The sequence below is a fragment of the Pedobacter sp. V48 genome, from assembly GCF_000523515.1.
GTDB lineage: Bacteria > Bacteroidota > Bacteroidia > Sphingobacteriales > Sphingobacteriaceae > Pedobacter.
In genome coordinates, this window is record NZ_AWRU01000008.1 from 134,044 (window position 1) to 160,296 (window position 26,253).

General features: G+C 37.8%; 22 protein-coding genes. 11 read left to right on the forward strand and 11 right to left on the reverse strand.

The window, feature by feature from the left end; all coding sequences use genetic code 11:
* Positions 1–20: 20 nt before the first annotated feature.
* Positions 21–1,061, reverse strand: coding sequence for a FecR family protein (locus tag N824_RS09810; RefSeq protein ID WP_048904977.1), 1,041 nt, complete (start codon positions 1,059–1,061; stop codon positions 21–23).
* 40 nt (positions 1,062–1,101) lie between these two features.
* Positions 1,102–1,773: an RNA polymerase sigma-70 factor gene (locus N824_RS09815; protein WP_152542145.1), complete on the reverse strand. Its 672-nt coding sequence runs from the start codon at positions 1,771–1,773 to the stop codon at positions 1,102–1,104.
* A gap of 240 nt (positions 1,774–2,013) precedes the next feature.
* Between N824_RS09815 and N824_RS09820 the strand changes: the two genes are divergently transcribed.
* From N824_RS09820 to N824_RS09850, 7 genes are all read left to right on the forward strand, one after another.
* On the forward strand, positions 2,014–5,175 hold the full coding sequence (locus tag N824_RS09820) for a SusC/RagA family TonB-linked outer membrane protein (RefSeq protein WP_052334104.1): 3,162 nt from the start codon (positions 2,014–2,016) through the stop codon (positions 5,173–5,175).
* Between the two features lie 12 nt (positions 5,176–5,187).
* Positions 5,188–6,765 carry a SusD/RagB family nutrient-binding outer membrane lipoprotein gene (locus N824_RS09825; protein WP_048904979.1) on the forward strand — a complete coding sequence of 526 codons (1,578 nt, stop codon included), beginning with the start codon at positions 5,188–5,190 and terminating at the stop codon, positions 6,763–6,765.
* A 172-nt stretch (positions 6,766–6,937) separates the two neighbouring features.
* The gene (gene mqnE, locus N824_RS09830; protein ID WP_048904980.1) at positions 6,938–8,131 is read left to right on the forward strand and encodes an aminofutalosine synthase MqnE; all 1,194 of its coding nucleotides are present in this window, start codon (positions 6,938–6,940) and stop codon (positions 8,129–8,131) included.
* Positions 8,131–8,742 carry a histidine phosphatase family protein gene (locus tag N824_RS09835; protein ID WP_048904981.1) on the forward strand — a complete coding sequence of 204 codons (612 nt, stop codon included), beginning with the start codon at positions 8,131–8,133 and terminating at the stop codon, positions 8,740–8,742. The genes mqnE and N824_RS09835 overlap by 1 nt, the downstream gene beginning before the upstream one ends.
* A 5-nt stretch (positions 8,743–8,747) precedes the next feature.
* Positions 8,748–9,473, forward strand: a complete 726-nt coding sequence (locus N824_RS09840; RefSeq protein WP_048904982.1) for a menaquinone biosynthetic enzyme MqnA/MqnD family protein — start codon at positions 8,748–8,750, stop codon at positions 9,471–9,473.
* Positions 9,474–9,559: 86 nt separating this feature from the next.
* The gene (gene mutS, locus N824_RS09845) at positions 9,560–12,169 is read left to right on the forward strand and encodes a DNA mismatch repair protein MutS (RefSeq protein ID WP_048904983.1); all 2,610 of its coding nucleotides are present in this window, start codon (positions 9,560–9,562) and stop codon (positions 12,167–12,169) included.
* 5 nt (positions 12,170–12,174) lie between these two features.
* The gene (locus tag N824_RS09850) at positions 12,175–12,693 is read left to right on the forward strand and encodes a C40 family peptidase (RefSeq protein WP_235207055.1); all 519 of its coding nucleotides are present in this window, start codon (positions 12,175–12,177) and stop codon (positions 12,691–12,693) included.
* A gap of 119 nt (positions 12,694–12,812) precedes the next feature.
* Here N824_RS09850 and N824_RS09855 read toward each other — a convergent pair whose 3' ends face one another.
* The gene (locus N824_RS09855) at positions 12,813–14,720 is read right to left on the reverse strand and encodes a DUF3857 domain-containing protein (RefSeq protein ID WP_048904985.1); all 1,908 of its coding nucleotides are present in this window, start codon (positions 14,718–14,720) and stop codon (positions 12,813–12,815) included.
* A complete protein-coding gene (locus N824_RS09860) occupies positions 14,721–16,697 on the reverse strand; it encodes a DUF3857 domain-containing protein (protein ID WP_048904986.1) in 1,977 nt (658 codons plus the stop codon). It abuts the gene before it with no gap.
* A gap of 151 nt (positions 16,698–16,848) precedes the next feature.
* Here N824_RS09860 and N824_RS09865 point away from each other — a divergent pair, with 151 nt between their 5' ends.
* Complete coding sequence (locus N824_RS09865) at positions 16,849–17,853, forward strand: 3'-5' exonuclease (RefSeq protein ID WP_048905056.1); 1,005 nt, start codon at positions 16,849–16,851, stop codon at positions 17,851–17,853.
* Positions 17,854–17,899: 46 nt separating this feature from the next.
* On the opposite strand, the gene queG is transcribed toward N824_RS09865, so the two are convergent.
* The gene (gene queG / locus N824_RS09870) at positions 17,900–18,841 is read right to left on the reverse strand and encodes a tRNA epoxyqueuosine(34) reductase QueG (RefSeq protein WP_048904987.1); all 942 of its coding nucleotides are present in this window, start codon (positions 18,839–18,841) and stop codon (positions 17,900–17,902) included.
* A 76-nt stretch (positions 18,842–18,917) separates the two neighbouring features.
* Here queG and N824_RS09875 point away from each other — a divergent pair, with 76 nt between their 5' ends.
* Positions 18,918–19,127, forward strand: a complete 210-nt coding sequence (locus N824_RS09875; protein ID WP_048904988.1) for a hypothetical protein — start codon at positions 18,918–18,920, stop codon at positions 19,125–19,127.
* Positions 19,128–19,140: 13 nt separating this feature from the next.
* Here N824_RS09875 and ruvB read toward each other — a convergent pair whose 3' ends face one another.
* The 3 genes from ruvB to pdxH form a co-directional block, all read right to left on the reverse strand.
* On the reverse strand, positions 19,141–20,163 hold the full coding sequence (gene ruvB, locus N824_RS09880; protein WP_048904989.1) for a Holliday junction branch migration DNA helicase RuvB: 1,023 nt from the start codon (positions 20,161–20,163) through the stop codon (positions 19,141–19,143).
* Positions 20,164–20,284: 121 nt separating this feature from the next.
* Complete coding sequence (locus N824_RS09885; protein WP_048904990.1) at positions 20,285–21,178, reverse strand: 3-hydroxybutyryl-CoA dehydrogenase; 894 nt, start codon at positions 21,176–21,178, stop codon at positions 20,285–20,287.
* A gap of 10 nt (positions 21,179–21,188) precedes the next feature.
* Positions 21,189–21,839, reverse strand: coding sequence for a pyridoxamine 5'-phosphate oxidase (gene pdxH, locus N824_RS09890; protein ID WP_048904991.1), 651 nt, complete (start codon positions 21,837–21,839; stop codon positions 21,189–21,191).
* Between the two features lie 47 nt (positions 21,840–21,886).
* Between pdxH and N824_RS09895 the strand changes: the two genes are divergently transcribed.
* Positions 21,887–22,450: a YqgE/AlgH family protein gene (locus N824_RS09895; protein WP_048904992.1), complete on the forward strand. Its 564-nt coding sequence runs from the start codon at positions 21,887–21,889 to the stop codon at positions 22,448–22,450.
* Positions 22,451–22,512: 62 nt separating this feature from the next.
* On the opposite strand, the gene purE is transcribed toward N824_RS09895, so the two are convergent.
* Positions 22,513–23,001: a 5-(carboxyamino)imidazole ribonucleotide mutase gene (gene purE, locus N824_RS09900; protein WP_048904993.1), complete on the reverse strand. Its 489-nt coding sequence runs from the start codon at positions 22,999–23,001 to the stop codon at positions 22,513–22,515.
* On the reverse strand, positions 23,001–24,140 hold the full coding sequence (locus tag N824_RS09905; protein WP_048904994.1) for a 5-(carboxyamino)imidazole ribonucleotide synthase: 1,140 nt from the start codon (positions 24,138–24,140) through the stop codon (positions 23,001–23,003). The genes purE and N824_RS09905 overlap by 1 nt, the downstream gene beginning before the upstream one ends.
* A gap of 17 nt (positions 24,141–24,157) precedes the next feature.
* Between N824_RS09905 and N824_RS09910 the strand changes: the two genes are divergently transcribed.
* Positions 24,158–25,390 (forward strand): aminoacetone oxidase family FAD-binding enzyme, encoded by a 1,233-nt coding sequence (locus N824_RS09910; RefSeq protein ID WP_235207056.1) that lies wholly within the window; start codon positions 24,158–24,160, stop codon positions 25,388–25,390.
* 13 nt (positions 25,391–25,403) lie between these two features.
* On the opposite strand, the gene N824_RS09915 is transcribed toward N824_RS09910, so the two are convergent.
* A complete protein-coding gene (locus N824_RS09915) occupies positions 25,404–26,186 on the reverse strand; it encodes a leucyl/phenylalanyl-tRNA--protein transferase (RefSeq protein ID WP_048904995.1) in 783 nt (260 codons plus the stop codon).
* Positions 26,187–26,253: the final 67 nt, after the last annotated feature.

Here is a 26,253-nt window from a genome sequence, read left to right on the forward strand (position 1 = left end):
GTAATTTTGTTAGAGGGATTTTAATAAATATATATAATATTCCCCTCTTTTTTATAGCTGAAATTTTCTATATAACTCAAAGCATTTAATAGTTCATCAATGCTTTCTTTTTCAAACTTTCCTGTGAAGGTATAATCTTTCTTTTTCTCATCATTAAATCTTATCTCAACACCATATTTTCTTTCAGCATCTCGGGCAATAGAAATGAATGTTTGATTCTTGAATACTAATCTGTCATTTAACCAGGAAGTTTCCATTATGCTGTTGCTGCTGCTATCCTTTGAATTGTAATAAGTCAATGGGACTATCGTATAATTAACACTGTTTTTGTCGGCAAGCGTAAACTTATGGTTCGGTTTTAATATGATCTTTTCAGCAGGTTTGTTATTCAATGTGACCTGAACAAGCCCTCTTACCAAAGTGGTTTCAATAAATGAATCATCCTCATAAGCTTTTACATCAAAGGCAGTTCCCAAAACCTTTATCCTCATATGTTTCGTATGAATAATGAAAGGATGTTCAGGGTCTTTTTTGACATCAAAAAAAGCTTCCCCATTAAGATATACTTCCCTGGTTTTTCCGCTAAAGGATGCTGGATATTTTAATTGACTTTTAGCGTTTAAGTTCACCTCAGTACCATCTTCAAGTATGATTTTTGATTTATCCCGGCTTGGCGTTTGCAAGACTTTCCATTCTTTAATATCATTGTTCCCGGCAGAGTTATCTGGAATAAAAAAATGATATGCTGCAAAAGAACAGATACAAAAGGCAATAACAGCCGCAATTCGGTACCAGCTAACAAAGTTTCTTTTTATCGGTTCTTCAATATTTTGAATAGACTTAGGTTCTGTAACAGCTATTTGTTGTTTAATCTTTTCAAAAACGGAATCAATATTGTTGGTGGTTGGTTTTTCGTCGTTAAAATAACCGGTTAGATTTTCGTACTCACTCCTGTGTTCCGCACTTTTTGAAAGCAGTTCTTTAAGCTCAATAAGCTCTTTGGGTGAAATTTCACCGGCTAATCTTTTACCCAATAACTCCGTAAATCTTTGATCAGTCATTTGTGTTTTTGTTGTGTTACTATTATAGTACTGTTTTTACTTAAAAATGCCTACAATACTCTAAAAAATAGTTTGTTATGCTTATTAAAAAAATAAGACTTATAATTTTTCCGCTAATGTTTTGTGTATCATTATTGCCGCATTGATACTTAGCTTCTTTATAGGAAAGCAATGTAATCCTTAGTTTATCGATAGCCCTGAAAAGCTGTGTTTGCACCGTTCTTGGAGATATATTTAGAATTTCTGCTACCTCTTTATATCTCATTCCATTTTCTTTAATCAACCTAAAAACCATTTTTGCCTGCAATGGGAGTTTTTCAATTGCATTATCCAGTTTAATGTGCAATTCTTTGCGCTCCAGCTCTTTCTCAGGGTTATTGTTGTCCGAGAATGGATATTCGCCCGACAATTCTAATTCAGTCATGTGGACTCCTGAATATTTTTTAAGATGTTTTAAGGATTGATTTCTAACCGCAACAAACAGATATGTTTCAGGGTTAATTACATGTAGGCTTACTTTTCTGTTTTCCCAACATTTTATGAATATTTCTGAAATAATATCTTCTGCAACCTCTTTTTGACTTACATAATAACAACAGAATTTAAAAAGTTTATTAAATAGTGCATAGTATAAAGCCTCAAAGGATTTAACATCGTCTTCAACGGACATTCTGGTCCACAGACTGGATAAGTCGGGCTTTACTGTTTTCAATTGCTAAATAGATTGGTTTTTTTCCACTGCAATGTAGCGAATTAAAATAATTTCAAAAAAAATGAATTCGTTGTAGGCAATTTCTTTCCAAAACTGATCTCTTCTCTAAATACTGGTCATTGTGTGCCGTCAATTGCTTTGAGCCATCGAAGAATTCGCTAACCAAGCTCGGTTACAATTAACCATTTGTAAGCAATTGACTGTATTAATGAAAATTATTAACCTAAACTAAACAAATGTATGAAAATGAGGAAAGTTCATTCCACAACCAGTGCCCTAGAAATTACATTTTCTAGCACAACCAGAGGCTTGCGGAAGCTAGTGCTCCTAGCAGTTGCTGCGCTTGGCTTACAGAATACCGCTAAAGCAGAAGGTATTGTAGCAAACAAAAATTTATTTCCAAATCGCTCAAAGGAGGTAAAATATTCACTTAATGTAAGTGAGACAGTCGCTAAGACGGTAACCGGATTGGTAATCGACGATACCGGATTACCACTTCCTGGTGCAACTGTTGCCGCTAAAGGTACCAGTGCTATAACAGTTACTGGCAGTGATGGGAAGTTTACGTTAAATGTTCCTGATAATGTCGCCATACTGGTAGTTTCCTATATTGGCATGGAATCTCAGGAAGTAAACATCAGTAATTTAACCAACGTTACTATAAAGTTAAAACCTTCCGGTAATGCAAATTTAACAGAGGTAGTAGTTACCGCTTTAGGTGTAAAGCGTGAGAAAAAAGCGCTGACCTTCGCTGCGCAGCAACTTGCAGGCACGGAACTTACAAAAGCTGGAAGTCCGAATTTCATGGAGGCTTTAAGCGGTAAGGCTGCTGGTATTGACATCGGCATCAGTAACTCAGGTGTTGGAGGTTCAACAAAAACAGTATTAAGGGGCTCAAAATCAATTGCAGGAAATAGTGAAGCACTTTTTGTAATCGATGGAGTGCCTGTAGTAAATAACAAAGGTGGGCAGCCGGGTTCTTATGGTGGAACAGATGGTGGCGATGGTCTTTCTGCATTAAATCAAGACGATTTTGAATCAGTTACCATTTTAAGGGGAGCCAATGGAGCTATTTTATATGGTAGCCAGGGAGCGAATGGCGTAATTCTAATCAATACTAAGAAAGGTCAGGACGGCAAAATTGCTATCGCTTTAAATTCTACAATAAATTTCAGCAATGCTGCAACATTACCCGAGTTTCAATTTGATTATGGCGCAATAGGCGGTAGCGATTACAGTTGGTCCAAAACAAAGGGGGATTACCAACGTAACTATATTGATGATTTTTTTCAGACCGGAGTAAATACCATTAATTCACTTTCAGTATCAGGTGGAAACGAAAGAACAACTACTTATTTCTCCTATGGAAATAACAATGCATCGGGCATTGTACCAACCAGCACCTACAACAAGCATAATGTTACCTTGAGTCAGGAAACAAAATTATTTGATGATAAGCTTACTTTGAGTGGAAATGTGAGGTTTTCTAACGAAAAATCAAAAAATCGCCCTGGAGCCGGTTATTACAATAATCCATTAACAGGATTATATTTATTTGCCAGGGAAAGAGATTTTAATGATTACAAAGCCAATTATCAAGTTTTTAATACTGAACGAAATCTGTATAAACAAAACTGGTATTCTACTGAAGAAAAACAAAACAACCCGTATTGGGAATTATATAATGACCCAAAACTTTCTACTAGTAACAGAGTAATTGCTTCAGCAAAAGCTTCATATTCATTTTTACCACATTTTAAATTTGATGTACGTGGGAACATTGATTATAATGACAGATTATTAGACTATCGTTATGCTGCAGGGGGCAATTCGGTAAGCGTAAGTTCTAACGGAACATGGAATTATGCCAAGTATAATGACAAGGCATTATATGGTGATGCCATCTTAAGCTACGACAACACTTTTGGTAAATTCAGTTTGAATGGCGTATTGGGGGGAAGTATCCAGGATTACACGTTTAATGACGGGATGACTTTTGCCAACGGTACAACACCACTTCAGTACCCGAACTTTTTCAGTTTCGCAAACCTGCCTTATAATCTGGTTATCAATCAGACCTACAGCAGAGTTCAGAAACAGGGCTTATTTGCCAATGCCTCTCTGGGATTCAAAGATATGATCTATGTAGATCTGGCTGGGCGCAACGATTATGCATCTACCCTGGCAACGACCGGAAATGATTCCTATTTTTATTATTCGGCAGGACTATCCGCTATAATCAGCCAGATGGTAACCATGCCCAAAGAAATCAATTTCTTAAAACTAAGGGCATCTACCTCGCAGGTCGGAAATGAAGTGCCATACAATATCGTAAACCCTGGTAATGTTATCGGTGGCGCAGGTGGACCTAACGGCATAGGGGGAATTACCAGAAATACACAGACACCTTTCGCGACATTGGTGCCTGAAAAAATAATCAGTAATGAGATTGGCCTGGAAAGCCGTTTTCTAAACGATAGATTAACGCTTGATTTTACCTATTATAAAAACACAAGTACCAACCAATTTTTATCTTTGCCAGCTCCTTCGGGTTCTGGTTACACCTTTTACTACGTGAATGCGGGTAAGGTTACCAACCAGGGTTTTGAGTTGACATTGGGCGGAGACCCCATAAGAAACGAAAACTTCCAGTGGAACACATCTGTTAACCTATCGCGGAACAAAAACAAGATTGTGGAGTTGATTGCCGATAATCCCGGTTATCAGGTAGGTAGCGATAGCGAAGGTTTTAATTCAATAATCAAAGCTGGTGGGTCTTTTAACGACCTATACATTTTCAAATTTGCACGCAATGCTTCAGGTCAGATTATATTGGATGATGCTGGAAAACCGAGTAAAGCTGCAACGCAGGAATATGTTGGAAATTTAAATCCAAATTTGATAACCGGATGGAATAACACATTTACATATAAAAAATTGAGTTTAAGTGCTCTGGTAACGGCTAAGTTCGGCGGTGTTGCTTTCTCTAAAACTGAGGCTTTTCTGGATTCTTACGGAGTAAGTAAAAGAACTGGTGAAGCACGAGATGCTGGAAATATCCCGATTAATGCCATAATGGGTACTACCCCTCAAAGTTCAATTGACCCTGCGCTGTACTATTCAACAATCGGTGATAGGAATGGGATTATGGAGCCTTATGTATTCTCCCGGACCAATGTCCGTTTGGCACAGGTATCTTTAGCTTATAATTTGCCTGTTAAAGGTTCGGCTATTAAATCAGCTTCTATTTCGCTAATCGGGCGTAACCTGTTTTTCTTCTATAAAAAATCACCTTTCGATCCAGAGCAGGCGATGAGTACCAACAATAGCATGCAGGCTAATGATATTTTTGCGGTACCTGGTACACGTTCTTACGGGCTAAATCTTAAGTTAAACTTTTAATGTCTTAAAATAATGAAAAAAATATTTTTAATGGTGTTTGCTTTGATCGTACTCAACTCCTGCACCAAGAATTTCGAAGAGATAAATACAAATCCAAATCAAATAACAGATAAAATGTTGGAGCAGGACTTTAATCTGGTTGGATCTTCCTTCTCAGTGATGTTATTTAACCTGATGGGCCACCAAATTGAAGAAGACCTGTGTTATGACAACTGGATGGGATATATGGGCTCTCCAACCCCTTATGTTGCAGGTGTAAACAATACCACTTATTACCTGCGCTGGATTGATGCCTATTGGAATCGTATATATGGTAGCGTAATGTCTCCCTCAAAACAGGTAATACAGCTTGCTGAAGAAAAAGAATTGCCATTATTCGGAGATTGGGCAAAATTGGTCAGGATATTAGCCATATCGAAATTAACGGCTATCTATGGTCCTGTGATCTATTCGAATTATGGCACTTCGGGCTTAGGTTCGATCAAATACGACAAGGAGTCGGATCTATATAACAATCTGTTTACACAGTTAGATGAGATTGAAACAAATTTCAAAGCCAACACATCGTACACCGGATTTACCAAATTCGACCCAAGCTATAAAGGCAACATCGCTTCCTGGTTAAAATTACTTAATTCAGTACGTTTCCGCCTGGCCATGCGTTTGGTTAAGGTTAGCCCTATAGTTGCTAAAACACAGGGAGAAAAAGCCCTGGCTGACCCAGTTGGGTTAATCAATACCAATGCAGAGAATTTCCTTATTTCGTTAAATGGAGAGGTAATGCCTGTTTCGATGATTTCTTTTGACTGGAATGATACCCGTATGGGTGCAACCATGGAATCTTTTATGGTGGGTTTAAAAGATGGACGTATGAATAAATACTTTGCTGAAGTAAGTGATGCCAGTTTAGTTACTGACCATCCTGCATACAAATATAAAGGTATTCGCAGCGGCGCTTTCATAAATGCCAAAGATGACAGAGTTTCCTATTCTACAGTGAGTACAGATTTCAAATCAGTGCAAAACAGAAGAGGGTTTACTGCATCGGAAATAGCTTTTTTGAAAGCCGAAGCAGCATTAAGAGGATGGGCAAACGCAGGAGATGCTAAAACAAACTATGAAAATGGAGTACGCCTTTCTTTTGCCGACTGGGGAGCCGCAGGTGTTGATGCCTATTTGGCTGATGCAACAAGTAAACCAATCAACTATATTGACCCAAAAGACAGTAAAAATAATTTCACAGCACTTTCTACCATTACCATAGCCTGGGATGCTGGTGACGCTAATGAACTGAAACTGGAAAAAATCATCACACAAAAATACTTGGCTACTTTTACCAATACGTTAGAAGCATGGGTAGATTTTAGAAGGACAGGCTATCCTAAAATTCCACATGTTGCTAAAAATGACAGTAGCCCGGATTGGGGTGTAATAACAGCCGACCAATGGATAAAACGACTCGTATTTGTGCCCGCAGAAAGGACCGGTAATACTGCTGCTGTTGCCGAAGCTGCGACTTTTTTAAGCTCCGGTAAAGACGATATTGCATCACGCTTATGGTGGGATACTACCACTCCAGGTAATTTCTAGACTTTTTCCAATAACAATTCCAAATGGCTGCCTTATGGCGGCCATTTTTGTAACCCGGCTAATTGCCAGAAGATCAGGAAATAGCGCTCTTGACATAATACTGACAGGTAAAATCCCTTAAAAAAGGGTTATCTGTTGATTTTATGTTACTTTTGTTCATTATACGTTATAAATGGATACTACTTCAAAACTAGCTCTGATTTTAAACGATCCAGATCTGCCTGAGGCACTTAAAGCAATTGCACAAAAGGTACAAAATCAAGAAAGGATTACTTTTGACGAGGGTGTTTACCTTTATGAACATGCCGAACTTGGATACCTTGGTACTTTAGCTAATCACATAAGAGAGCAAAAGCACGGTGATAAAACTTATTTCAACCGTAATTTTCATTTAGAGCCGACTAACCTTTGTGTTTATGACTGTAAATTCTGTTCATATTCTCGCTTAATTAAGCAGAAAGAAGAGGGCTGGGCCCTAACGATGGAGGAAATGCTCGACGTGGTTAAAAAGTATGACAACGAACCTGTTACCGAAGTGCATATTGTAGGCGGGGTTTTACCTCAATACGATGTTGCCTTTTATTCTGCGTTGTTTACTGCAATTAAAAAACACCGTCCTGAGCTTCATGTTAAAGCATTAACACCCGTAGAATATCATTATATATTTAAAAAAGCTAAAATTGACTATGCCACCGGTATGAAGTTAATGAAAGAGGCCGGGTTAGAGTCAATTCCAGGAGGAGGGGCAGAGATCTTTCATCCTGAGGTAAGAGAGCTGATATCTAAAGATAAATGTACAGGCGAACAATGGCTTGCCATACACGAAGAATGGCATAAGCTGGGGATGCGTTCCAATGCAACAATGTTATATGGTCATATCGAAAAATATGAACATCGTGTAGATCACATGGAACAATTACGTCAGTTACAAGATAAGACAGGAGGTTTTCAGACTTTTATTCCACTTAAATTCAGGAATCAGCACAACCAGATGAGCAATGTGCCGGAAGTATCTGTAATTGAAGATCTGAGGAACTACGCAATTGCGCGTATTTACATGGATAACTTTGACCATATTAAAGCCTATTGGGCAATGATCAGCAGGCAAACTGCTCAACTTTCATTAAATTTTGGAGTAGACGATATAGATGGTACGTTGGATGATACCACTAAAATCTATTCAATGGCCGGTGCCGAAGAGCAAACTCCTGCAATGAGTACACAAGACCTCGTTAATCTGATAAAACAGGTGAAACGTCAACCTATTGAAAGAGATACTTTATATAATGTGGTAACCGATTACACTGATTTCGTTTTTGAGGATGAAGTGAAACCTCAATACTACAAATTACCCGTAATTAACTAATGGATAAGGAAATATACATCATCAGGCATGGTGAAACAGAATTAAATAAACTAGGAATTGTACAGGGCAGGGGAATAAACAGCGATCTTAATGATACCGGACGGAGTCAGGCTGCTGCTTTTTATGCCAGGTATAAAAATGTCCCCTTTGAAAAGATTTATACTTCAAAACTAAAACGTACACATCAAACGGTTCAGGGATTTATTGATGCCGGAATTCCATGGGAACAGGTAGCAGGTTTAGATGAGCTTGCATGGGGCAAGTGGGAAGGGAAGCCTAATGATGATAATGCAATAGCAGCGTTTAAAGCTATAGTTACGGCCTGGGATGAAGGCGATTATGATGCACAATTTGAAGGTGGAGAAAGCCCTAATCAGGTTTTGGCCAGACTTAAAGAAGCGGTAGACCTTATCAAATCCAAAAAAGAAGAAAAGCTGATCTTGATTTGTATGCATGGTCGTGCAATGCGTTTATTGCTGTGCTTGCTGATGAATAAACCTTTGTCCGAAATGGGAGATTTTCCACACCAAAATACAACACTTTATAAAGTTGAACTTACTGGCGATGAATTTAACATCGTTGAGTTTAATAATACCGACCATTTAAAATAATTCCTTTGAGTAATATTAAAATATCTGCAGTTTCCTATACAAATACTAAGCCCTTCATTTACGGAATTGAGCATTCGGAAATTTTAAATAAGATAGATCTAAGTTTAGATATACCCTCAGATTGTGCTGCTAAACTAATTAATAACCAGGTTGATATAGGGTTAATTCCTGTTGCTGCCATACCGCATGTACCTAATGCTAATATCGTTGCAGATTACTGTATTGGATCAATTGGCGCAGTAAATTCTGTGTTTATTTTTAGCGATGTTGAAGTTTCAGAAATTAAAACGGTAAGATTAGATAGTCATTCCCGTACCTCAAATAATCTTGCAAAAGTATTGTTGAAATTTCACTGGAAACTGGATGTAGAATTTATTACAGATATCGATGCAAAAACTGATGCAATAGTGTTAATAGGCGACAGAACTTTTGGTAAAAAGGCTGATTATGCTTTTGCTTATGATATGGGTCAGCAATGGATGGATTTTACAGGCCTGCCATTTGTTTATGCCGCCTGGGTTGCCAACAAAACTATTCCTCAATCTTTTATTGATGAATTTAATGAAGCACTGGCTTTTGGGTTAGGTCATCGTGCAGAGCTGTTAAAAGACTTGCCTGCTCGCGATGATTTTGATTTGAATGATTACCTTTTTCATAAGCTCGATTTTGATCTTACCGAAAAGAAAAGAGAAGCACTGGACTTATTCCTTTCTTACATTGCCAGGCTTTAAACCTATAAACATTTTTTAAATTTTCAACAAATCATAAAGCCTACACATCAAGATAGTATCTTTACGATTTTGTAAACAGAATCATTTTGGCTAAAGATAATACTAAAGAAACCCCGTTAATGCAACAATACAATGCTATCAAAGCAAAGTATCCCGGAGCATTATTACTATTTAGGGTTGGCGATTTCTATGAAACATTTGGCGAGGATGCAGTTAAAACAGCGCAGATATTAGGTATCGTACTTACCAGAAGAGGTACAGGGCCAAATGGTGCTTTGGAATTAGCTGGTTTTCCTCATCATTCATTAGATAATTATCTTTCAAAGTTAGTTAGGGCAGGCCAGAGGGTGGCTATTTGCGACCAGCTGGAAGATCCCAAAACAACAAAAACAATTGTTAAAAGAGGGGTTACAGAACTGGTTACACCGGGGGTAGCTTACAATGACAATATATTAAGCCAGAAATCTAACAATTATCTGGCTGCCGTTTATTTCGATAAGAATTCAATAGGTGTATCTTTTGCAGATATCTCAACTGGCGAATTCCTGGTTGCACAGGGCGATGCCGAATACATAGATAAGCTTTTGCAAGGTTTTAAGCCAAATGAAGTAGTTTTTCAGAAAAGCAAAAGAAAAGAGTTCCTGGAGAATTTTGGCGACAAGTTTTATACTTTTCAGCTAGACGACTGGGCATTTACCAGTGATTACGCTAATGAAATTTTAACCAAACACTTTGAAGTAACTTCTTTAAAAGGATTTGGTGTTGATAAACTGCAAACCGGTATTGTAGCTGCGGGAGTTGTTCTTCATTATTTAAATGAAACTGAGCACCGCAATTTAAAACACATTTCTTCCATCTCTCGTTTAGAAGAGGATAAATATGTGTGGTTAGATCGCTTTACCATCAGAAACCTGGAATTGGTTAGTTCTACAAATGATAATGCCATTACGCTTTTCGAAGTGCTTGATCAAACATCGACCCCAATGGGTGCCCGTTTGCTGCACAAATGGATCATAATGCCATTGAAGGAATTAAAACCTATCGAGGAGCGTTTAGGCGTGGTGGGCTTCCTGATTAAAAAAGAAGCGCTTTTAGAAGAATTCTTAACCCATATTAAGCAGATTGGTGATTTAGAAAGATTGATTTCTAAAGTAGGGTTACAAAAAGTAGGTCCAAGGGAACTTTGTCAGCTAAAAAAAGCACTATATCATATAGAATCTGTTAAAAAGATAGCAGAAGAGGTCAAAAATCCATTCTTGTCTGTTCTTGCAGATCAGCTAAACCCATGTTTAACCATCAGAGAAAAGCTGGAAAGAGAATTGCAGGAAGATCCTCCCGCTTTATTAATCAAAGGGAATGTAATAGCTGATGGGATTGATGAGAATCTAGACAGGCTTAGAAAAATAGCCTTTGGTGGTAAAGATTACCTGGTTGAAATTCAAAAGAGAGAAGCTGCCGCTACTGGTATCCCGTCTTTAAAAGTAGCTTTTAATAATGTTTTCGGTTATTACCTTGAGGTTACCCATACCCATAAAGATAAAGTACCTGCAGACTGGATCAGAAAACAAACACTAGTAAATGCGGAAAGATACATTACACCCGAACTAAAGCAATACGAAGAGCAGATACTTGGTGCTGAAGAAAAAATTCAGCAGATAGAGATTCGTTTGTACAGTGAATTGGTGTATCAGGTAGCTGCATACATTAAGCAGATTCAGTTAAATGCCTTCCAGATTGCTCAATTAGATGTGTTATTGTGCTTTGCCCAGCTGGCCATTAAAAATCACTACGTTAAGCCCGAAATTACTACAGGAAAAGCATTAGATATTAAAGGCGGAAGGCATCCTGTAATAGAAAAAAGGTTGCCTGTAGGCGAGGAGTACATCACCAATGATGTGTTTTTAGATAACGATACCCAGCAGATCATCATCATTACCGGTCCCAATATGTCTGGTAAGTCCGCTATATTAAGGCAAACTGGTCTCATTGTTCTGATGGCTCAAATGGGTTGTTTTGTGCCTGCAAAAGCAGCAAGCATAGGACTAATAGATAAGATATTTACCCGTGTAGGTGCTTCTGATAATCTTTCTTCAGGCGAAAGTACGTTCATGGTAGAAATGAATGAAACTGCAAGTATCCTAAACAATATATCAGATAACAGTTTAATTCTGCTTGACGAAATTGGTAGGGGAACAAGTACTTACGATGGTATTTCTATTGCATGGGCAATCGCAGAATTTTTGCATACGCATCCAACCGCACGCCCAAAAACATTGTTTGCTACCCACTATCATGAGTTAAATGAACTTGCAAATACCATGAGTCGCGTTAAAAACTTTAATGTATCCATTAAAGAGGTCTCAAATAAAGTGATCTTCCTGCGTAAACTAGTGCCTGGGGGAAGTGAACACAGTTTTGGTATACATGTTGCTAAAATGGCTGGTATGCCTCCTAAACTGATTAATAGGGCAAATGAGATCCTTAAAAAACTTGAAATAGACAGAACTGAAGGGCAAAGTATTAAAGATAGCATTAAGAAGGTTCAGAATCAGGCTTATCAGCTGCAGATGTTTGCTATTGATGATCCTGTTTTAGTCAAGATAAGAGATACACTTAATAACCTGGATGTGAATATACTTACTCCGGTTGAAGCACTTTTAAAGCTCGATGAAATACAACGAATAATAAAACAATAAAGGCTATGATGATTTTGGATACGCAGAAAAACAATATTAAAGCTGTACTATTTGTACTTATGTTAATCGTGTTGTCTTCTTGCGGTTCAAGAAAAGCAAGTGTAAAGCCTAACCCAAATTCAGCCTCTAAGATTGCTTATGCTATGTCTCATTTAAAAAGCAAGCAATTGTATCGCTTTATTAACGACTGGACAGGGGTAAGGTATCGTTTGGGTGGACTAGATAAACGTGGTATAGATTGTTCAGGCTTTGCTTTCTTATTGCAGAAAGATATTTATGGCAATAGCCTGCCGAGAAGGTCCCGTGATCAGGCCGAAACAATTAAAGAAAAAAATATTAGCCAATTAAAAGAAGGAGATCTTATTTTTTTCTCTTTCGGCGGTGGTGCGGTAGATCATGTTGGAATATATCTTAACGACACTTATTTTGTTCATGCATCTACAACCCGTGGGGTAGTAGTTGATGACTTAACACTTCCTGCTTATCAAAAAGCGATGGTTAAAGCAGGTTCTTTTAGAAACTAAACTATGTCAGAACAGAAACAAGATTCTTTTTGGAATAAGTATAAACGCTTTGCCACAACCGAAATTCTGATGTACCTCATCATGATTATCGGAATCGCCCTTGGAATTATATTTCTAAGTTAATTTGTTTTAAAAATCACCTTACTATTATCTGAACTACTTACATCACTAAAGAAACGCATAAAGCTTTCATATTTATCAGCAGGATATGTTCCATTGTTTAAAATAAATTTTCTGTTATATATCAACTTTTTACCCTCCATTGTAACTTTTACAGCATAGCTGCCAAATGGCGATTTAATTTCCCTGTCGTTAGGTTTAGCCTCAATACTATACCCCTCAGGCAGGTTGTATATGATTTCATCCTCATCTGTAAAACCTCTGTTTACATATACGGGTAATGTTCTGTTTCTAACCTCAGGAATGGAGTTGGTTTTGTTAAATGCATTAAGTACCATATAAATTCTGTCATTTGTACGGGGTGCATACTTCTGAATAGTTAGATCTAAGGATTCTGAGGTAACAGGATTACTATCTTTTCTTTGGGCAAGTTTAAGATTGCTAAAATCAATATTGTCAATGTCATACTCTTCTTTTAGCAATTTTAACTGCTCAGATGAAGGCTTACTAATGATACGACGATAATTGTCATACTGGGAGCCACTAAAGTCGGTGTGCAGCTTGCCATTAATATTACCATCCTTATCTAAATTAAGCTCTGCCTTACGTTTTAGTAGGCTCGCAGCAGTAGTTAAGGCTGGTGTTTTTATTAATTTACCACCTTCTTCTGTGCAGGCCAATACCACACGGTCGTCAGTAAAACTTCCTAAATATCCAAATGGACTATCCTGACTGGTACACTCTAACCAGGTGGTATCACTTTTAAGTGGTACACATAAAATGATATGGTTTCCCTGATCCATACTTGCAAACTCAGCATCCATACTTTTTTTATAGCTATCGCCATATACCACACAATAAAGACTGTTTATGCCAACGGCCTTTAATAAACTTTGTGTGTAGTTTACCAGGGCTTTACAGTCGCCATAAGAAACACGGTGTACTTCTGCTGCTTCAAAAGGCTGGAAGCCTCCTATACCAATCTGAACACTAATGTATCTTGTTTTCTTCTGCACATACTCATAGATCTTTTTTGCCTTCTCTTTATCACTGTCTAATCCTTTTACCAGGTTGTTCATCTCCTGTATAATATCTGGCGATAGTGTTTGTCTCGTTTTTACAAGGTCATCATAAACCCATTTTCCTAATTCCTGCCAGTTACTATAACTTCCTTTATGTCCATAATAAGTAAACTGTTCAGGCGCTATTTTCACGTAGGTAAGGTAATTGTCAGGATCAGGAGCATAGGGTTCACGCTTAATCGCGTTTAGGTTAGTCACCTTCCACGTCCGACTAACAACCTTATCTGATTTTACTACCTCTGCATTCCCTTTGTAGTTGTATTCTTTTATACGTATTTTATCATCAGGTTTCGAGATAAACGTGTAGCTGGTGTTCTCTACAGAAACATCAGAATAGGGTGTAGCGTACCAATCAGGGATGATAAGATTTTGTTTAAACCTAATTTCATATTCGTACGAGATCGTATAAGGATAAGTTAAAACATTAGGACTATACCTCTTAATCCGGGCATCTTCAAACAAAGAAAAATCACTAACAGCACTTTCATCCAGAAAGTTACTTAAAGAAAACTTCCCGCTTGGCTTTCCAAAAGAATCCATAATAATTCCCTTTACACCTTTAATGGAGGTGGCTTTGTTGTAAAAAAGCACCAAAGCTGCCGCCTGGTCTCCATTCTTATTCAGAACAGTAACGGTTTTTTTAACATTAAGGATAACATTCTCTGGAGCACGCATATCTATGGTCGTCTCCATATATCTGATTACAGCATTAGCACGACTTTTTAATGCAGAAGGAATATTTTCTACATTATAATCGGGTTGCTCCTGAGCGTATCCTTTAAAGGTAACAGCAATAAAAATCAGAAGTAATAATCTCTTCAGCATTTACTTGGTTTTTTTAAATACAATATCTGTTTTTTGTGATTGTATAATCCGGCTATAAAATTCTTTTAGTGATAAGTATTCCTCAGATTCGTAAATAGGTTTATTGAATTGAAGCATCTCATTGAAAACAAAGGAATCGTCTTGCATTGATGTTGAGGCAAGATATTTTCCGCCATTATCTGTCAGAGCCATCGACATATCTTTCGGTTTGTCAATTATAGAAATATTAGCAGGAAGTTTAATGATCATAGTGATCCTTTCTTCGCTTGCCGCCCCCATATCAACTGGATAAGTTCTTTCATTTAAATTGAATGGGTTTTTAGTAATACGGTTAATAAAGAATGGATTAAAGTATGATTGATCGGCATTTAAATTGTCAAAAACCTTCATTTCAATCTCGTAGTCTTCTACTAGCGTGTTGTCCAGGCTATCCACATTTTCTATCGAATGTTTTAGTATGCTTATTCCGGGCATTTGTTCGTCTAACTTTTCTACGTATTCATCTACAGAGTTAGCCGCTACAATGCGCTGGCGTTTTTTAAGTGCGGCATATCCTAATGAGTAAGTGGTTAGTTTGCCCTTTAGTTTTCCATCTGCAGTTAATTCAGCATTAAGAATATACTTTGTTGACTCTTTTTGACTGGCTTTTAAATCCTGCCAGTAAGATGGTTTCTTTAAATTAATGACCCTGCCATTTCCATTTATACAATGTAACGGTAGCAGGCCAAATGGTAATAGGGGCTCTGTTGCATCCAATAAATAGCTTTTATCGCCAATATTAACCTTTGCAACCACATAATTGAAATCGCTGATCACCGGATAAAGATTGTTAACTACCCCATTTGCCCGGGTTGATAATATTACGGCTTCAGCATCCAGATCCGCGGCACTTAAAGCAGCAATTAATGCTAAATTTATATCTCCGGTATTTCCTGAATGCTTTTCAAGAGCGCTTTTAATGTTGTTCTCACTGTAAATGCCGATGAAGCCATTCATTTTTATATTCTTTCCAATGTAATTGTAAATGGCTTTTGCCTTGCTTAAATCATCGCTGGCTTTGCCCAATATTTGAGGCATCAACTCTTTAAATACATCTTTTCGCTTCATTTGAGTGCCAAATGATTTGTCTGAATTTAATTCATAATCAACATCTTTCCAGGTTTTAGTGATGCTTTTTTTGCCACCATTAAGCATAACATAATCAGAAAGCTCATAGTAAATAGCCGATCTGAAGTTACCTGGGGCAGTCATGTAATCCTCTTCAATCAATGCTGGAACGTCCTTCATAATATAGGTCATTTTTGAGCAGTCGATCTTATTTCCTGCAATCATCAGGCATTCCTTCTTTATTTCTGCATTCTGCTTGGCAAGTTTCTGTGCTCCTCTTAACGAAACATTGTAATTATAGATGGCAGGAATATTGGCTATATACTCACTGTGCAACTTAGGTATGTCCGATTGAAATTCCCAGGTTTTAAAGTTGAAGATATAAGGCGAATGCAGTCGGTAGCTATATTCAATAATGCTTCCGTCCATTAGGTTGGGCATCGTAAATTTTGTTAGCAAAACGTATTTGTTCTTTTTCTCATTAAATACTTTTTTCTTATCCAGCTCAGTTTTAACGAGCTGACCGTTTACAAAATTTATCGTAGTGGCTTTTAGTTCTTTAATTTCATCTTCCTCATCGCGATATATCCTCAATGGAATTACAATATTTCCATGATTAAAACCTTCTTTATTAAATATTTTAATGCGTACATGATATTCAAAATCAATGTAGGTTTTGCCGGTTGTATTATCCAGTTGAACAGCAGCAGTGCCAAATTCTCTGATAACCATAGCATTGGCATTGCTATCTAGTTGGGAGTTTTTTAATTCAATATCACTTCCTGTAATTCTTGCATACTCAAAATCCTGAGCATAAGAAGAACTAACCGAAAAAAACGATAAAAGAAGCGCAATGGAAAGAAGTTTCATAATGGAGCGATATTATATAGCAGTATTGATACCGCAAAGGAAATAAAAATATACATTAAAACCATTTGTTTCCGTATTTAATGCATTATCAAATAAGTTAAGGTTTAATGAATGATTTTTACGACTTTTGAAGAGCTACAAAATGTTAGAAATGAAATTATATTTAAATCGTCCGCTTGCTTTTTTTGATTTAGAAACTACCGGAGTTAATGTTGGTGCCGATCGTATAGTAGAAATTGCCATACTAAAAGCTATGCCTGATGGCTCAGAACTGATTAAAACGCTTCGTATTAATCCTGAAATGCCTATTCCATTACAATCGTCATTAATTCATGGAATTTATGATAAAGATATCGCCAGCGAGCCAACATTTAAAGATGTAGCACAAGAACTTTCTGATTTTATTGGCGATGCTGATTTAGCAGGATATAACTCAAACAGATTTGATATTCCTGTATTACTTGAAGAATTTCTAAGAGCAGGAGTAGATTTTGATATGTCTGACCGAAAGTTTGTAGATGTTCAGAATATATTCCACCAAATGGAGCAGCGTACCTTACGTGCTGCTTATAAATTCTACTGCAATAAAGATATTGTAAATGCGCATTCTGCAGAAGCAGATATCACTGCTACTTATCATGTTTTATTGGCTCAAATTGAACGTTATAAGGACACAGAATTTGAAGACAAACAAGGTAATATATCAAAACCGGTTCAGAATAATGTAGAAGCGCTTCATACTTTTACAAATATGAATAAACCTGTGGATTTTGCAGGTCGCATGGTTTTTAACGAAGATAACGAAGAGATTTTCAATTTTGGAAAACACAAAGGTAAAACTGTGGAGCAGGTTTTTGATACTGAACCTAGCTACTATGCCTGGATGAAACAAGGCGATTTTCCTTTATACACTAAGAAAAAACTAGGTGAAATTTGGGATAGATGGAATAAAAAGAAGGAAAAACTTAAGCTTGAGAAACAGCAGCAACAAGGGCAGCAGTCGCAGGCTCCTAAGCAGGTACAACCGCATGTAGCAAATAAGCCTAACCCAAGTCAATCAAAGCCGGCCTTTAAACCTCAGCCTAAAAAGGAAAAACCTGCGGTTGATGTGACCAATGATATGCTGGAGCAACTAAAAATGAAGTTCGGGAAATAGATACGAGATTCGAAAAATATAAACCATTAAGAACTACCCGGAGTAACTATTCGGGTAGTTTTTTTATGAAATCTATATTCCTGGTAAGTCCCTTAAATTTAGTCCTTTTAACCGCCGAGTTCTTAAATATATTCTTGAACACATCTTCGGTAATGTCAAGCCAGTCTTGCCGTTTCATGTTTAGCAGATTTTCTTTAGGCTGAAACTTAGGCTCAGTGTGAGGAACAGAGAATCTGTTCCAGGGGCACACATCCTGACAAATATCACATCCGAACATCCAGTTTTCCATCTTATCATTAAATGTATTAGGAATTTCATCTCTTAACTCGATCGTTAAATAAGAAATGCACTTTTTGGCATCAATAATAAATGGCGATAAGATCGCATCAGTAGGGCAGGCATCTATACATTTGGTACATGTTCCGCAATGGTCGGTCTCAAAAGCACTATCATATTCCAGGTCTAAGTCTACAATAAGTTCTGCCAGAAAGAAGAACGAACCACTTTTTTTACTGATCAAATTACTGTTTTTTCCGATCCATCCAATGCCTGCACGTTTTGCCCATGCACGATCCAGAACAGGAGCCGAATCTACAAAAGCACGCCCATTGACCTCACCAATTTCTTCTGAAATAAAATGGAGCAATTGAAACAGCTTGTCTTTAATTACCAGATGGTAATCAGTACCATAAGCATACTTGGATATTTTTGGTGCATCAGGATCAGTCTGCTGCTCTTCCGGGAAATAGTTTAGTGTTAGCGATATCACAGATTTTGAATCGTCTACCAGTAACCTTGGATCCAGTCGTTTATCAAAATGATTCTCCATATAGGCCATTTCCCCATGGTAATTATTTTTTAACCATTTCTCAAGCCTTGGTGCCTCCTCTTCAAGGAATTCAGCTTTGGCAATACCGCATTGCATGAAGCCTAACCGAAGGGCTTCATCCTTAATCATCTTGCTATATCTTGCTGAACTACTATTCATGAACTGCAAAGATAATCTTTGCTAATCAAACCTTTAAGCTCTTTAATTGTTTATTAAATAACCAAAACTTAATATTATGGATAATGCAGATGTTAAACATTCAGAGGATCCACTAAAGCCTCATAAACCAATTGAGACGAATTACTCAAAGCATCAGGATGATCCGGGACCTTCACCTCAGGCGGTACACGAACAGGATAAAAACGGGGCGGCTCCAGTATTAAAATGGATAATTCCTATTCTTGTTGTTGCTTTGTTAATCTATTGGCTGTTTTTTAAAGGCTAATGAAGTATAGTGATCAGAACAATTTACCTGTTTGGCCAGGAAAATTTCTTTTCAGATGCTTGTATGCTGCTTCGGTTGCTTCACGGCCACGAGAGGTACGCATTAAAAACCCTTCTTGTATCAGAAAAGGTTCATAAACCTCCTCAATGGTTCCTTCGTCATCGCCAACTGCGGTAGCAATTGTCTTTAAGCCAACAGGCCCACCCTTAAACTTATCTATAATGGTGGTAAGAATTTTGTTGTCCATTTCGTCCAAACCATGCTCATCAACATTTAGGGCATGAAGTGCATAGCGCGCAATCTCTGTATCAATCTTACCGTTTCCTTTAATCTGGGCAAAATCCCTTGTCCGCCTTAATAGTGCATTGGCAATACGCGGTGTACCCCGGCTTCTGCGAGCTATTTCATAAGCCCCTTCCTCAGTAATTGGCGTTTTTAAAATATCAGATGACCTTAATACTATGGTTGTAAGCAACTTGGCGTCGTAATAGGCCAGCCTGGAATTAATTCCAAACCTTGCTCTTAAAGGTGCAGTTAGTAGACCGGAACGGGTAGTTGCCCCTACTAATGTAAAAGGATTTAGACTTATTTGGACTGAACGGGCATTGGGCCCGCTTTCGAGCATGATATCAATCTTATAGTCTTCCATTGCGGAGTATAAATACTCTTCAACCAGTGGACTTAATCTGTGAATCTCATCAATAAACAGAATATCGCCTGTATCCAGATTTGTAAGTAGTCCGGCAAGGTCACCCGGTTTATCCAAAACTGGTCCCGAAGTTATTTTAATGCCTACACCCATCTCATTTGCAATGATGTGAGAAAGTGTAGTTTTACCTAAACCCGGCGGGCCGTGCAATAAAACATGGTCTAATGGTTCTCCTCTTAACTTTGCAGCTTTTACAAATATTTTGAGGTTTTCCATAATTTTCTCTTGCCCTGTAAAGTCCTCAAAAATTTGCGGACGCAGCACTTTCTCTATATCACGTTCAATAGGAGATAGGCTTTCAGAAGAAGGATCAAGATTTTCGTTCATTTATTACAGTATAATATTATGTTCTTCGAGGTCAGGATGACGTGACGTTTTAGTATAGATACTATCATATCTATACGATTCAAAAATACATTTAAAATTACATATATGAAATTCAATTCAGTTACTGCCTACTAAACTTGGCTGCAACTTTGGCTTCTTTAACACCTTCGGAATAATTATAGAAGCCTTCACCAGATTTAATTCCTTTATTTCCGGCAGTAACCATATTTACCAATAATGGACATGGAGCATACTTCGGATTCCCAAATCCGTCATGCAGTACGCGTAATATAGCCAGGCACACATCCAGACCTATAAAATCAGCGAGCTGCAATGGACCCATCGGATGCGCCATTCCTAACTTCATTACCGTATCAATCTCTTTAACACCTGCAACGTTTTCATAAAGTGTATAAATGGCCTCATTTATCATGGGCATTAATATTCTATTGGCAACAAATCCCGGGTAGTCATTTACCTCTACAGGAGCCTTTTCAATCTTTTTGGAAAGATCCATTATGGTAGCAGTAGTTTCGTTGCTGGTTGCATAACCGCGAATCACCTCAACCAGTTTCATCACCGGTACGGGATTCATAAAATGCATTCCAATAACGTCGGCGCCTCTATTGGTAACAGATGCTATTTTGGTAATGGAGATAGAAGAAGTGTTACTTGCTAAAATCGCCTCTGGTTTTGCAAAAGCATCCAGATCTTTAAATATTTTCAGCTTCAGATCAAGGTTTTCAGTCGCAGCCTCAACAACTAGATCGGCATTTGAAACACCCGACTGCATATCGGTAAATACAGTAATATTTTTAAGCGTTTCAGCTTTATGTGCCTGTGTAATTGTACCTTTTGCAACCTGTCGATCAAGGTTTTTTCCAATCGTATTGATTGCCTTTTCAAGTGCTTCCTTGTTAATGTCAATCAGGTTTACCTGATATCCGAATTGCGCAAAAACATGCGCAATCCCATTGCCCATAGTACCTGATCCTATTACTGAGATGTTTTTCATTTAAGTTTTTTTACGGAGCTAATCTATTGATAATCCACGAACCTTCCACCAAATCGTAAACAATCCTGTCATGTAGCCTGCTTGGTCTGCCTTGCCAGAATTCTATATGAGTAGGCTCCACTAAATAACCGCCCCAATGTAACGGACGTGGGATTTCTTGATCAGCATATTGGGTAGTAAGTTGCTCAACTTTACGCTCTAGCGATTCCCTATCGCTAATTACTTTACTCTGAGGAGATGCCATTGCTCCAATTTGACTGCCTATTGGACGCGAGTGAAAATATTCGGAAGAAGTCTCCTCACTAACCTTACTTACCACACCTTCTATACGTACTTGTCGTTCTAACTCAGGCCAAAAGAAAACAAGGGCAGCTTGCGGGTTTTCTACGAGATCATGGCCCTTTTTACTCTCGTAATTGGTGTAAAATACAAAACCGTCCTCATCAATACCTTTCAATAATACTATTCTTGCCGTGGGCTTTCCAAACCTATCGGAGGTAGCGATCGTCATCACATTGGGTTCATATAGCTGTGAACTGACAGCTTCCTGAAACCATTTTTTAAATTGAAGAATTGGATTGCGGTCAACATCATTTTCAGAAAGACTTGCCGAGCGATAATCTTGGCGTAGGTTTTGTATATTTTCTTTAGTAAGGTCCATACACAAAAATAGGGTTAGTTTAGTTAATTTTGTTTTAAATTTCTAAAATGTTAAGTCGCTTAGAGCCATCTGTAGGTAAATTATTAATTTCTGAACCATTTTTAATGGATCCTAATTTTAAACGTTCTGTGGTTTTAATTACCGAGCATCAGGATGAGGGAACTGTTGGTTTTATTTTAAACCAAAGAAGCGCTCTTGTGTTAAGTGATTTAATTCCCGAATTAGATAAAGCAGATTTTCCGGTTTACATCGGCGGTCCTGTTGGAACAGATACCGTTCATTTCATGCACCGTTGTTATGATAAGCTTAATGACGGAGAAGAAATTGCAAAAGGCGTTTATTGGGGAGGTAATTTTGAAGCACTAAAAATTCTCATCAGCAATGGATTTATCCAACCTGGCGAAATCAAGTTTTTTATTGGCTATTCTGGCTGGGGCGTAGAGCAGCTTAAAGATGAGCTTAAAGAAAATACATGGATTGTATCAGATACCTACCAGGCAGATGTGGTTTTTTCTAACGATGAAGAAGACTTATGGAGAGAGGTGATCATTAACCTTGGACCAAAATATGCGCATGTTAGTAATTTTCCAAGTAATCCTAATTTAAATTAATGTAATGCACTCGTCGTCCTGAATTTATTTCAGGATGACGAGTGTATCAAAATACGAATGTATTACCCTTCCAGCTCTGCCGCGCTTTCTTCAACTTTCTTTCTAAGCTCATCCTTGTAAGCCTGCATTTTAACAGCAAGACTTGCATCAGCAGTAGAAAGTATCTGAACAGCAAGCAAACCAGCATTTTTTGCAGCATTCAGTGCAACAGTAGCAACAGGGATACCATTAGGCATTTGTAAAATAGAAAGGATGGAATCCCATCCGTCAATAGAATTTGAAGATTTTACAGGAACTCCAATTACCGGTAAAACAGTAATAGAAGCTACCATTCCAGGTAAATGTGCTGCACCACCGGCACCGGCAATAATTACCTTTAAACCACGGTCAGCAGCCTGTTTTGCATAATCAAACATCCTTTCAGGAGTACGGTGAGCAGAAACAACTGTCATTTCGAATTCGACCCCGAATTCTTTAAAAACATCAGCAGCATCCTTCATAATATGAAGATCCGATTTGCTACCCATTATAATGCCAACTTGTACGCTCATTAGGAAATAACTTTTAATGTATTTTTAATATAATTTGCTTTTTCTATTGCACTTTCGCGGTTTTGGTCAACAACAGTAATGTGACCCATTTTACGGAAAGGCTTGGTATATTTTTTTCCGTACAAGTGTACATATACACCATCAATTGCCATGATTTTTTCTAATCCATGGTATTTTGCTACCCCATTATGGTTTTTTTCACCAAGCAGGTTAATCATCACCGCGTTGTTTATTGCACGGGTGTCGCCCAGAGGTAAGTTAAAGATAGCCCTTAAATGCTGCTCAAACTGAGATACATAATTGCCTTCTATAGTATGGTGGCCGCTATTATGAGGGCGAGGAGCAAGCTCATTTACCAAAATGTTGCCATCCCTGGTAATAAACATTTCAACAGCCAATAATCCGGTAATATTTAATGATGACGCGATGTTTTTAGCAATAACTTCAGCTCTTTCCTGAATCGCTTCCGGATAGGTAGAAGGGGAGATTAGAAATTCAACCAGGTTTGCTTCAGCATTGAATTCCATTTCAACCAAAGGAAAAGTTTTTACGTCTCCGTTCGGGTTTCTTGCCACAATAACAGCAATTTCCTTTTCAAAATCTACAAGTTCCTCAATTAAACAGGGCCCTTCAAAAGCATTCTCAATGTCTGCGGCGTGGTTTATTTTCATTACCCCTTTACCATCGTAGCCATCTTTGCGCTGTTTAAGCATATAAGGGAAAGGAATGTTGCTGTTTAACATTTCTGCCTTACTGTTTACCAGTTGAAACGGGGCGGTAGGAATATCATTTTCTTTAAAAAACTGTTTTTGAACACCTTTATCCTGAATTAAACGAATTACCCTCGATTGTGGATAAACATGTTTTCCTTCTTTTTCCAATTGTTCAAGCGCCTCAATATTTACTTTTTCTATTTCAATAGTAATGATGTCGGCCTTTTTTCCAAAATTATAAACGGTATCGAAATCAGTAATTGAGCCGCACTCAAAATAGTTCGCTATATGTTTACAAGGTGCGTCTGTGTCGGGATCTAAAATTAAAGTGGTTAAGTTATAATTGATAGCCTCTTGTATTAGCATTCTGCCCAATTGTCCGCCTCCAAGTATGCCCAATTTTAAATCACTTATCTGTTTTGCCATATCTATATGAAAAAGTTATGCTTATTTTGCACAAAAATAACAATATAAACGGATTGATGGATGCAGATGCTATAATTATTGGAGCCGGAGCGTGTGGTTTGATGTGCGCCGTACAGGCAGGTTACCTTGGTAAAAAGGTTATCTTGCTCGAAAAAAGCGATAAACCGGGAGCTAAAATCCTGATCTCAGGTGGTGGAAGGTGTAATTATACCAACCTGTTTGCTACTGATGAACAGTTTATATCTAACAATAAACATTTCAGCAAATCGGCATTTACACAATGGACTGTTGACGATACCGTCAGTTTTTTTGAAACCTACGGCATCACAGGAAAAGAAAAAACTTTGGGTCAGCTTTTTCCGGATGGCAAAAATGCTAAAGATGTTGTAGACGTTTTTACCTCTGTATGTGCTGATTTTGAACAACAGATCATCTGCAATGCCCAGGTGTCAGAAATAGAGTTTCTCAACGATAGCTCCTTTACCATAAAATATGAAAAAGGAGGGAGGCAACGTACTTTAAAGGCTCCCAAACTGGTAATAACCACGGGTGGCTTGCCAATACCTAAAATGGGTGCAACAGATTTTGCGCTTCGTTTTGCCAGAAAACATGCTTTAAATATTATCGAAACTGCACCTGCTCTGGTGCCATTAACCATTACCGGAAAGGACGAAGACTGGTACGCTCAACTATCCGGAAACAGTGTTTTCTGCGAAGTAAGCAACGATCGTATCTCTTTTGAAGAAAACATTTTGTTTACCCATTGGGGACTTAGCGGGCCAGCTATTTTGCAGATTTCTTCTTATTGGAGAAGAGGAGAAGAAATAAACATAGATCTGTTACCTGGCAAAGACATTACCCACCTAATTGAAGAGGAAAGAAGAATGAACGGGAAATCTTTGCTTTCAACCCTGTTTAACCGGTTTTACCCTAAAAAACTTACCGATGCAATGAGCAAGTTTTTGCCAATAGAGAAACAGGTTGCATCATTAACCAAAGCAGAGCTTGAATTGATCCATAAAACCATCCACCTGTTCAAGGTAAAACCTGCTGGCGATAAGGGGTATGATAAAGCTGAAGTAATGAGGGGGGGGATTGATACCAATGAGCTTTCTTCTAAAACACTTGAATGTAAAAACATACCCGGACTGTATTTTGGTGGCGAATGTATAGATGTAACCGGTTGGCTTGGTGGTTATAACTTTCAGTGGGCCTGGGCAAATGGTTATGTAATTGCTCAGAATTTGTAAGACAGTATTTTTCTTAAAATGATAGCTGAGGAATCGTTGCGGTGAATTTAGCTGGGGTGGCTACAGCTTTCATTAAGTTTATCCTGTATTCTTCTTTTTCAACATTAACCATTCCATACTGTGTAAACCAGGAGTTAGCTGCCCCACTAAGGTGTAAAGCGAATCCATCGTCTTTAAGTTTAACCAGTAAATAATAGAAGGCAATTTTACTGGCATTGTCAACCGTATGAAATAAGCTTAAAGAGGTGAAATATCCATTTATAGCAAGGCCAATTACGCCACCAACAAGAATGCCATTTTGATAAGCCTCTACACTATGTGCTATGCCCATTTCATGCAGTTCTAAAGCCGATTTTATAAAATCAGGAGTTAGCCAAACCCTGTTCTTTTTGCCACTTGTACGGGAACAGCCAATTATTGTTTCTTTAAAATTGGTATTTACCTTTATTTGTAGTTGTGTTTCTGGTGGTAATGTTTTTTCTTTTTTTAAGCGACGTAATAAATCTTTTTGTACTTTAAAATCCTGTATTGGGATAATACCCCTTAATTCCGGATCTTCCCAAATGGAGTGTTTACCGCCATACAAATTGGGTAGAAGGTTTTTACCCTGAGAAAATCCTTGAAATATAGTAAAGGGCGTCAGTTCAAAGTGACCATAAGACCAAAGCATCGCGTTGCTTTTACCTCCGGATACTTTTGTTAATCCAGATTGAAAGAATCCCTGCAAAGATCGCTTAACAGATTGTCGTGCATTTTCCGGAATAATTGCAGCTACTTGTTTTGGTAGTATCCCCATAGCTTTTTTTACTAATAAAGCTAATAAATAGATACGACATAATATCATATGTACTTCTTAAAATTTA